The organism is Saliniramus sp. (genome assembly GCF_035311605.1).
Lineage (GTDB): Bacteria > Pseudomonadota > Alphaproteobacteria > Rhizobiales > Beijerinckiaceae > Saliniramus.
On the sequence record NZ_DATGCW010000219.1, the window covers coordinates 1 to 9,452 of the forward strand.

Genomic DNA, 9,452 nt, shown 5'->3' on the forward strand with positions numbered 1-9,452 from the left:
TCCTCGACCATCCGGGCCTCCTCGCCTTCGCCCATCGCGGCGGGGCGCTGGAGCGGACGGAGAATACCCATGACGCCTTCGATCACGCGGTCGCGCTCGGCTATCGCTATATCGAAACCGATGTGCAACTCACCCGAGACGGGGTGGTCGTCGTCTTTCATGACGATGATCTGACACGGCTGATGAGGCGGCCCGAGCGGATCGGCGCGCTCGCCTGGGCGGATCTGGCGCAACTGCACTTTCCCTGCGGCGCACGCATCCCGCGCCTCGACGAGACGCTGGAGGCCTATCCGGAAACCCGCTTCAATCTGGAGCCGAAATCAGAAAGCGTGGTGGTGCCTTTGGCGGAGGTCATCCGCGCAGCGAATGCGCTTTCGCGGGTCTGTGTGGGCTGCTTCGATCCCAAACGCACGAAGCGCCTACGGCAGCTTCTGGGCGATGAATTGTGCTGGTCGCCAAGCCATGCCGGCGTTGCGGTCGTCTGGTTCGCCGGGTTCGGCATTCCGGTCCCCGTCAAACCCTATCCTGCGCTGCAGATTCCACCATCCTTCCACGGCATGCCGGTCGCGACGCGCCGGCTCGTGCGCGCAGCCCATGCCCGCGACATCCAGGTCCATGTCTGGACCGTGGACGAGGCGGACCAGATGCGCACGCTGATCGATGCCGGCATGGACGGGCTGATGACCGACCGGCCCACCCTGCTGAAGCAGGTTCTCGCGGAACGGGGTCTGTGGATGTAAGTCATCCCCGCTTTCGCGGCGCGCGCGAGAACGCCATTTTCTGATGCGAGAGCTTCTCGCGCGTCCCGATCCAGGCATAGGCCAGAAGCGACGGCTCCCGGTCGGAGACGGTGATGCGGTGGTGCTGCCCGGGCGGGTTGAAGATCAGCGAGCCGGGGGCATAGACGCCCTGATGATTTTCCGAGACCGCGCCGGAAAGGCAGACATAGCTCTCCGTGATACCGTCATGGGCATGGGTGGGATAGGTACAGCCGGGCGCGAAGAGCACGAGGCCAAGGATCACCGCTTCGCTGTGGATCGGCGCATTCGGCCCTGCAATCTCGGCATAGGCGAATTTCTGCGAGAGCCCGCGCGGGATCTTGTCGTAGCCGTATTGCCAGTTGAGACCGGCGCGCACGGCATCGATGGCGCGAATCACCGGTGCATGTTTCTCGACACGCCCCTCGTCGAGGACGCGGCGCAGATAGGCCGTGACGGGTTTTTCCTCGCAGGCGCCGAAGCGGAGTGGCGCATTCGCCTGGATCAGGGCGCTGATGCGCTCGCGCACGGCGCGCTGATGCCCGCGAATCCGGTCGCTGCCGCCGGATGGCAGAAAGCGGTAGAGCTCGTAGAATTCGCGCAGCAGATAATACCAGTTCGGATGGTCGCGAATACGCGCCTGCGGCGAGGCTGCACCCGGGGCATCGACCGGGGCGGCAAGCATATCTGCAGCGATCTCGTCTTCCGGCACTTCACCCGCGATGTCCTCCGTCATGGCAATCTCCGCTACCTTGAAGTGTCATGCTGACGCAAGGATATCGACCGGTCAACGCAAGTTTCAGGGCTTGTGAGAGCCCGCCTAACGCGCTAGAGCGCTATTCGACCTGGCGATGTCAGGTCGGCGCTCCGGATTGCTGGTTGGCGCATCATCTGATCCGCCAGCCGGGACCCACCTGACGGATTGATGCGCGAGCCGGAGGGACTGCCAAATCCGCCTCACCCGCACGAGCCACGCGACAACGGCCTTGAACAAGCGCACCGACGAGATCACCAATCCCGAAAGTACGTCGCGGCCCGTCAGCACGCGCTACCAGGCGCTCGTCGCGAGCAATGCGATCGAGCGCGATCCGGCCCAGACGAGCCTGCTCGCGCGACTCGACAAGCTCGCAGCGCAGCTCAATGAAAAGCGCCTCGCGCGCAAGAGCAGCGCGCTCGGCTGGCTGTTCGGACGCCGCCCCGCCGCGAGCGAGCCGATCAAGGGCATCTATGTCTGGGGCTCTGTGGGGCGCGGCAAGACCATGCTGATGGATCTCTTTTTTGAGAGCCTGAGCGTGCGCCGCAAACGCCGGGCGCATTTCCATGCCTTCATGGCCGATGTGCATGGACGCATCCATGCCTACCGGCAGGATCTCAAGGCCGGCAAGGTGAAGGGGGACGATCCGATCGAGCCGGTGGCCAGGGCGCTCGCGCAGGAAGCCTATGTGCTCTGCTTCGACGAATTCACCGTCACCGACATTGCCGACGCGATGATCCTCGGGCGCCTGTTCAAGGCCCTGTTCGCCGAGAATGTCGTCGTCTTCGCCACCTCGAACGTGGAGCCCGCGCGGCTCTATGAGGGCGGGCTGAACCGCGCGCTGTTCCTGCCCTTCATCGAGATGATCCATGAGCGCATGGCCATCGTCGAACTCGATTCGCGCACCGATTTCCGGTTGGAGAAACTCGCCGGTCAGCCGGTCTGGCACGTCCCGGCGGATGATGCGGCCCGCACCGCGCTCGACGACGCTTTCCGGCGTCTCACCGGGCGCAGGCGCGGCGAGCCGATGCGGGTATCCGTGCGCGGGCATCCGTTGGAGATTCCGCAGGCCGCCTCCGGCGTGGCGCGCTTCTCCTTCGATGATCTGTGCGCCCGCCCGCTCGGCGCCGCCGACTACCTCGCCATTGCGCAGGATTTCCACACGGTGATCATCGACGCGATACCGCGCATGCATCTCGAAAACCGCAATGAGGCCAAGCGCTTCATCACCCTGATCGACGCGCTCTACGACAACCGGGTGAAGCTGCTCGCCTCCGCCGCCGCCGAGGCGCATGAGCTCTATGATGCAAGACACGGGCGCGAGGCCTTCGAATTTGATCGTACCGTCTCGCGGCTGATAGAGATGCGCTCGCAGGATTATCTCGCGCTCGCCCACGGCCGCCCCGATTCGCGCGGCTCGGACGACACGACGGGGCTGGTCGAAACCTGAAGCCGGCGGCTGCCTGGGGGAACGGGCGTGCTGCCGGGGAAAGGGGCGTGCTGCGGGCCGGATCGCCGGCCCGCCCGACCCATTCCCCAGAGCAAGCGTCAGCGGGGTGCCAGGATCATGATCATCTGGCGGCCTTCGAGCTGCGGCTCGAGCTCGACCTTGGCGAATTCCCGGGTCTCTTCCTTGACCCGCAACAGCAATTTCAGGCCGAGATCCTGATGTGCCATTTCGCGCCCGCGGAAGCGCAGGGTGATTTTCACCTTGTCGCCATCCTCGAAGAAACGCTTCACGTTCTTCATCTTCGTCTCGTAATCGTGCTTGTCGATACCGGGACGAAGCTTGACCTCCTTGACCTCGACGGTCTTCTGCTTCTTGCGTGCTTCAGACGCTTTCTTCTGCTGATCGAAACGGAACTTGCCGTAATCCAGAAGTTTGCAGACCGGAGGTTCGGAATTGGGTGCGATCTCGACGAGGTCAAGGCCGACTTCCTCGGCCAGTTGGAGGGCTTCGGCAAACGGGACGACGCCACGATTCGTGCCCTCGTCATCGATCAGCTGCACCTCACGAACGCCTCGGATGTCGCGGTTGGCGCGCGGCCCGTCCTTTTGCGGGACCGGCATGGCTCTCATTGGTCGGCGAATGGCTGTCTTCTCCTCTGACCGGCTTCAAGCACGAAATCCTCCCACAATCCATGCGGAAGGCCGGGCCGGAAACCCAAGTTGCATCGATGCCGGAGTGTTTGCGCAAAATCGAGGCAAGTCAAGCCATTGCCGCGCCATTCCGGATAAAACCGCGTCGGTCACCCGCGCACGAGCCAGATGATGGCGATACCGATGATCGCACAGACGATCCCCACCGCCCGCATCCGATCCCGCGGGCTTTGCGAAGCCTCGTACATGGCGCGGCGGATTGCGTCGGGGAAAGCGGCAAAAAGAATGCCCTCGACCGCAAGAACGAGGCCGAGGGCTGTGATCAGGTCCCACATGCGAGACGCTTGCAGGCCTTATTCGACGGGCGCGGCGAGCGGGCCGAGGCTCCCCGTCGCGTCCGCAGTCGGAGCCTGAGGAAGCGCAGGCGCTTCACTCATCGGGCCTTCCGGATCAATCGGAAGCGGAAGATCCCGCGTCGACTGCCCGCGCCCGGCGGGGCTGTCGAAGAAGCGGAAGAAGTCCGAATCGGGTGAGATCACCATCTGCGTCGTCGCGGTATCGCTCGTCATCAAGGCCTGCTCGTAGGCCTGCATCGAGCGATAGAAGGCGAAGAAGTCGGCATCACGCCCATAGGCTTCGGCGAGGATGCGGTTACGGTCGGCATCACCGGCACCGCGCAGCTCTTCAGCCGTACGGTTGGCTTCCGCCTCGATCACGACGACATCGCGATCCGCCCGCGCCTGGATGGCGTTGGCACGCTGGGCACCCTGTGCGCGCAGATCAGCCGCTTCACGCTCACGCTCGGTCTGCATCCGGCGGAACACCGCTTCGGAGTTCGCCGTCGGCAGATCGACGCGGGTAAGGCGCACATCAACGACTTCGATGCCCAGATCCTCCGCCTGACGGTTCACCGTCTCGGCAATCCGCAACATCAGATCGTTACGGCTGGTGCGGATGATCTCCGGGAAGGAGGCATTCGCCAGCGTATTACGCATCGCGGCATTGACGAAGGAGCGCAGGCGCGCATTGGCATTGGTCTGGTTGTTCACCGTCTGATAGAAGCGCAGCGCATTGATCACCCGATAGCGCGCAAACGCGTCCACTTCCAGATTCTGACGGTCGCTCGACAAGACCGTCTGAACCGGGATGTCGAGATCGAGCAGCCGCTTCTCGACGGGCAGGACCACATCAATGAACGGAGCCTTCATATAGAGGCCCGGATCGGTAATGACTTGACGCACGGCGCCGAAGCGCAGCACCACGGCCTGCTGGGTCTGATGGACCGTGAACAGTGAGGAGTAAAGCAACACTGCCGCCAGACCGAGGACGATCAGGATGCCAGTGCGGATGACGGGATTTCTCATTGGGAGCCTCCCTGCGCGCGGCGCTGGATTTCCGGCAGAGGCAGATAAGGCACGACCGACTGCTGACCATCCCCATTGCTCTGATCGATGACGACCTTGTCCGTGCCCGCGAGGACGCGTTCCATCGTCTCGAGGAAGAGACGCTCACGCGTCACGTCCGGTGCGTTCACATATTCGTCGAAAACCTGGGTAAAGCGCGAAGCCTGACCCTCGGCTTCGTTGACGACACGCTCACGGTAACCTTCCGCTTCCTGAATGATCCGCGCGGCGCGACCACGCGCTTCCGGAACGACCCGGCTGGCGTAAGTCTCGGCCTCGTTCTGCAGGCGCACGAGATCCTGCTGGGCCGCGTTGACGTCGAAGAACGCTTCACGCACCTGAGCCGGAGGCACGGCGGCCTGCAGCTGCACCACGCGGATCGTGACGCCGGCGCTGTAATCCTCGAGCGTGGCCTGCATGATCTCCTGGACTTCCTGCATGATCTCACCCTGCTCGATCGTCAGGATGGCCTGGATGTCACGGCGCCCGATCACCTCACGCATGGAGCTCTCGGCCACAGCCTTGATCGTACCTTCCGGATTCTGGATCTCGAAGACGAACTCTTCGGCCCGGGCCGCATCGATCTGCCACTGCACGTCGAAATCGATATCGACGATATTCTCGTCACCCGTGAGCATCAGGCTCTCTTCGAGCACGTCACGCGGACGCTGGCCTTCCGTCGCCGAGCGGTATCCGACCTCGACGCGATTGACCTGCGTGACGTCGGGCTTGATCACCTGACCGATGGGGTAAGGCAGATTGTAGTTCAGACCGGGCGCCGTCTGGCCGACATAGGCCCCGAAGATGAGATTGAGGCCGACCTGGTTGGGCCGAACCGTGTAGAAGCCCGTGAGCAGCCAGACGACCACGACACCGATGAGAATCAGGGCAATGCCCTTGCCTCCCATCGAGCCACCGCCGGGCACCATGTTCTTCAGGCGATCCTGGCCTTTGCGCAGGATCTCTTCCAGATCGGGCGGGGTCTGTCCGGAGCCGCCGCCGCCTTGCGGGCCGCCTCCCCATGGGCCGCCGCCACCGCCGCCGCTGCTGCGAGGCCCCCAGGGCCCTCCGCCACCGCCGCTGCCTTGATTATTCCAGGGCATCCTACGCTTCCCTCTTCAGTGCATAATTCTTGAAACCATCGCGTTGCTTACCCGTTATCATTGCGGAAAAGCGCACCACGTCTGCATCGGAAGTGGAGACTTCTGCCCCCAAAGTCAACCGAAACCGGGCAGTCAACGTCGTTCCATATCGATGAAAGTGAACGCGAATTCATCATCCGGGCCGGCACCATGTCCGGATTCAGCGATGATACGAAATTGTGTCGAATCGAAGTCAGGAAAGTGCGCATCGCCATCAGGCATGGCGTGGACGCGTGTCAGCCGAAGCCTTTGCGCGGCGGGCAGCGCCTGCGCATAGATCTGACTTCCGCCCGCCACGATGATCTCGCTCGCGCCCATCTCCTGCGCAACCGCATCGGCGCGTACGCAGGCCGCGTCGAAAGAACGCGCGACATCGACACCGTCCACCGCAAAATCCGGATCGCGCGTCATCACGATGATGCGGCGCCCGGGCAGCGGTCGCCCGATGGAATCGAAGGTCTTGCGCCCCATGATCATCGGCTTGCCGAGGGTGATCTGCTTGAAGCGCCGCAGATCGCTCTTGAGCCGCCAGATCAGGCGGTTGTCGTCACCGATCACGCCGTTATCGGCGATTGCCGCGACGATGGTCAGCGGAAAACCTGTCTCTGCCGTCATCCCGGCTCTCTCCCTGATATCTCCGCGCCCTTGTCGGCGAGCCGCGTGAGCGCCTCCCCCGTGAGCCGCTGGACCGTCCATTCCTCCATCGGCTGCGCCCCCAGCGCGCGATAGGTGGCGATCGCCGGGGCGTTCCAGTCGAGCACCCACCACTCCAATCGTCCGAGCCCTTCCGCGACGCATCGCCGCGCCAGCCCGGCCAGCAGCGCCTTGCCGACGCCGCGCCCGCGCAGGCTCTCGCGGACATAAAGATCCTCCAGCCAGATGCCGTGGCGGCCGAGAAAGGTGGAGAAATTGTAGAAATACAGCGCGAATCCCACCGGTTCGCCATCCAGAAAGGCGATGTCGCAGAAGACGCGGGGATTGTCGCAGAACAGAGCCGCGTCGAGCTCGGCCTCGTTCGCGCGCACCTCTTGCAGCAGGCGCTCGTATTCCGCGAGTTCGCGAACGAAGCGCAGCACGAGCCCGGCTTCGCCCGGACGCGCCCTGCGGATCGTCAGACCGTGCGAGCACTCAGCCATCCCCGCCCCGCCGGCTCAGACCGCCACCGGCGCGCGAATCGCCGGATGCGGGTCGTAGCCCTCGATCGTGATATTCTCGAAGCGAAAGCCGAAAATATCGCGCACCTGCGGATCGAGGCGCAGGCGCGGCAGCGGGCGCGGCTCACGCGTGAGCTGTTCGCGGGCCTGTTCGAGATGGTTCGAATAGAGATGCGCGTCGCCGAAGGAATGCACGAAATCGCCGGGCTGCAGCCCCGTCACCTGCGCGACCATATGGGTGAGCAGCGCATAGGAGGCGATGTTGAAGGGCACGCCGAGAAACACGTCCGCCGAACGCTGATAGAGCTGGCAGGAGAGCTTGCCGCCGGCAACATAGAACTGGAACAGGCAATGACAGGGTGCCAGTGCCATGCGGTCGAGATCGGCCGGGTTCCAGGCGTTGACCACGAGGCGGCGTGAATCGGGGTTGCGGCGGATCTCGTCGATCAGCCAGCTGATCTGGTCGACGTCGGCGCCGTTCGGGTTGGGCCAGGAGCGCCATTGCTTGCCGTAGACCGGCCCGAGATCGCCGTTCGCGTCGGCCCATTCATCCCAGATCGCGACACGGTTATCCTTGAGATAGGCGATGTTGGTGTCGCCCGCGAGGAACCAGAGCAATTCGTGGATGATCGAGCGTAGATGCAGCTTCTTGGTCGTGACCAGCGGAAAGCCATCGGCCAGATCGAAGCGCATCTGATGGCCGAAGACCGAGAGCGTGCCCGTGCCGGTCCGGTCACCTTTCTCGTGGCCCTCGTCGAGAATGCGGCGCAGAAGCGCGTGATATTGCTGCATGGTACCCCTCGTTACGCCGATCTTAACCTGCCGGGCCGGCCTGGGGAGCATGCCGGCAAGCCTATCCACAAGACACTTCTCCATAAGACACTTCGCCCCGCATGTCCGCGCCCGTGCCGAATGCGGCAGTCGTATCGATACGGGTTGCGTCGGCGCGGTGTTTTGGCCATTCGTTGACAAGACCCGCTACGGGCAACCGAGGGCATGCGCCGGCCATGATCGTGGATATCGTCTCGCTGCAGCAATTCTATCAGACCCCGCTCGGGCAGGTGGCGCAGCGCTTCGTGGCGCGCACATTGGTGGATTTCATGCGCGGCGCGCAGGATTGCCGCATGGTGGGGCTGGGCTACGCCGCCCCGTTCCTGCGCCCGGCCATTGCGCGCTGCGAGCGGGTGAATCTGTTCATGCCAGCCCGCCAGGGCGTAGCGCACTGGCCGCCGGACGAAAAGAATCTCGCCTGTCTCGTCGAGCCGCTTGTCCTGCCGGCAGTGGACGGCGCCTATGAACGCGCGCTGGTGGCGCATCTGCTCGAGAATGTCGGCGATCCGGACGAGTTCCTGCACGAAATCTGGCGCATCCTTGCTCCCGGCGGGCGTGTCGCGATCGTCGTACCCAACCGGCGTGGCATCTGGGCGCGTGTCGACGCCACCCCCTTCGGCCAGGGACGCCCGTACTCGGTTTCGCAATTGGGCAGCCTTTTGCATCGCAACGGTTTCGATGCCCAGGTCTGGACCGAGGCCCTGTACGTGCCGCCGATATCCTCGCAGCGTTTCCTGCGCAGCGCGGGTCTGTGGGAGCGGGCGGGGCTGCGGCTGCGGGCCCCCTTCGCCGGTGTCCATATCGTCGAGGCGACGCGTCAGGATCAGCGCCCGATCCCGGTGCGGCAGCGCAGCCGGCGCCTGCGGCTCTCACCCCGCCTGTCACCGGCATCAAGCCACGCCGGCGCTCCGGTGCCGCAGCGCAGCGGCGACGCATGCCATGGGAACGCGGCGCGCCCGACCCTATCTTACGTTCATGGCGGCGCACATGATGGTGCGATCCGCCGCGCTGGCAGATCGGGAGGCGACGAGGTCGAACGATGAGTGAAGGCAAGGCGCCCGACAAGCGCAAGCAAGACAATCGCCCGGGCCCTGCGGGCCAGTCGGGCGGCGCCGTCGATGCGTTCCTGCGGGAAGCCGGCAGCCTCGCTCCCGTTGCGGCGGGCGCCGATCAGGGTCGTCTGAGCTTCGCCCTCGACGCCACGATGAGCCGGGAGCCGACCTGGGATCTGGCCTGCTCGGTCCTGACGGGGATGTTCGAAACGACGGCGCGGATTGGCGGACTCGCCGTGCAACTCGTCTATTTCCGCG

Annotated in this window: 11 protein-coding genes and 1 pseudogene; 4 read left to right on the top strand and 8 right to left on the bottom strand. The window is 64.3% G+C overall.

The genetic code is table 11. The features are described from left to right. The coding region (locus VKP01_RS09890; RefSeq protein WP_324411980.1) for a glycerophosphodiester phosphodiesterase at positions 1-740 on the top strand (740 nt) is incomplete at its 5' end. A 1-nt stretch (position 741) separates the two neighbouring features. Here VKP01_RS09890 and VKP01_RS09895 read toward each other — a convergent pair. Then, on the bottom strand, positions 742-1,494 hold the full coding sequence (locus VKP01_RS09895) for a dimethylsulfonioproprionate lyase family protein (RefSeq protein ID WP_324411981.1): 753 nt from the start codon (positions 1,492-1,494) through the stop codon (positions 742-744). A 250-nt stretch (positions 1,495-1,744) separates the two neighbouring features. Here VKP01_RS09895 and zapE point away from each other — a divergent pair, with 250 nt between their 5' ends. Further along, entirely contained in the window at positions 1,745-2,962 is a 1,218-nt protein-coding gene (gene zapE, locus VKP01_RS09900) for a cell division protein ZapE (RefSeq protein WP_324411982.1), read from the top strand. Positions 2,963-3,060: 98 nt separating this feature from the next. On the opposite strand, the gene infC is transcribed toward zapE, so the two are convergent. The 7 genes from infC to VKP01_RS09935 all read right to left on the bottom strand — a co-directional run bounded on the left by infC (position 3,061) and on the right by VKP01_RS09935 (position 8,103). Further along, a complete protein-coding gene (gene infC, locus VKP01_RS09905; protein WP_324411983.1) occupies positions 3,061-3,582 on the bottom strand; it encodes a translation initiation factor IF-3 in 522 nt (173 codons plus the stop codon). Between the two features lie 179 nt (positions 3,583-3,761). Continuing rightward, positions 3,762-3,947 carry a DUF2065 domain-containing protein gene (locus VKP01_RS09910; RefSeq protein ID WP_074445903.1) on the bottom strand — a complete coding sequence of 62 codons (186 nt, stop codon included), beginning with the start codon at positions 3,945-3,947 and terminating at the stop codon, positions 3,762-3,764. 18 nt (positions 3,948-3,965) lie between these two features. Beyond that, a complete protein-coding gene (locus VKP01_RS09915; RefSeq protein WP_324411984.1) occupies positions 3,966-4,976 on the bottom strand; it encodes a protease modulator HflC in 1,011 nt (336 codons plus the stop codon). Beyond that, positions 4,973-6,118, bottom strand: coding sequence for an FtsH protease activity modulator HflK (gene hflK / locus VKP01_RS09920; protein ID WP_324411985.1), 1,146 nt, complete (start codon positions 6,116-6,118; stop codon positions 4,973-4,975). The genes VKP01_RS09915 and hflK overlap by 4 nt, the downstream gene beginning before the upstream one ends. Positions 6,119-6,250: 132 nt before the next feature. Further along, on the bottom strand, positions 6,251-6,772 hold the full coding sequence (locus VKP01_RS09925; RefSeq protein WP_324411986.1) for a dihydrofolate reductase: 522 nt from the start codon (positions 6,770-6,772) through the stop codon (positions 6,251-6,253). After that, the gene (locus VKP01_RS09930) at positions 6,769-7,293 is read right to left on the bottom strand and encodes a GNAT family N-acetyltransferase (protein ID WP_324411987.1); all 525 of its coding nucleotides are present in this window, start codon (positions 7,291-7,293) and stop codon (positions 6,769-6,771) included. The genes VKP01_RS09925 and VKP01_RS09930 overlap by 4 nt, the downstream gene beginning before the upstream one ends. A gap of 15 nt (positions 7,294-7,308) precedes the next feature. Then, the gene (locus tag VKP01_RS09935; RefSeq protein ID WP_324411988.1) at positions 7,309-8,103 is read right to left on the bottom strand and encodes a thymidylate synthase; all 795 of its coding nucleotides are present in this window, start codon (positions 8,101-8,103) and stop codon (positions 7,309-7,311) included. Between the two features lie 215 nt (positions 8,104-8,318). Here VKP01_RS09935 and VKP01_RS09940 point away from each other — a divergent pair, with 215 nt between their 5' ends. Continuing rightward, the gene (locus tag VKP01_RS09940; protein ID WP_324411989.1) at positions 8,319-9,185 is read left to right on the top strand and encodes a class I SAM-dependent methyltransferase; all 867 of its coding nucleotides are present in this window, start codon (positions 8,319-8,321) and stop codon (positions 9,183-9,185) included. Beyond that, a pseudogene (locus tag VKP01_RS09945) lies at positions 9,182-9,452 on the top strand (VWA domain-containing protein); the annotation flags it as partial. The gene VKP01_RS09940 and the pseudogene VKP01_RS09945, both read left to right, overlap by 4 nt.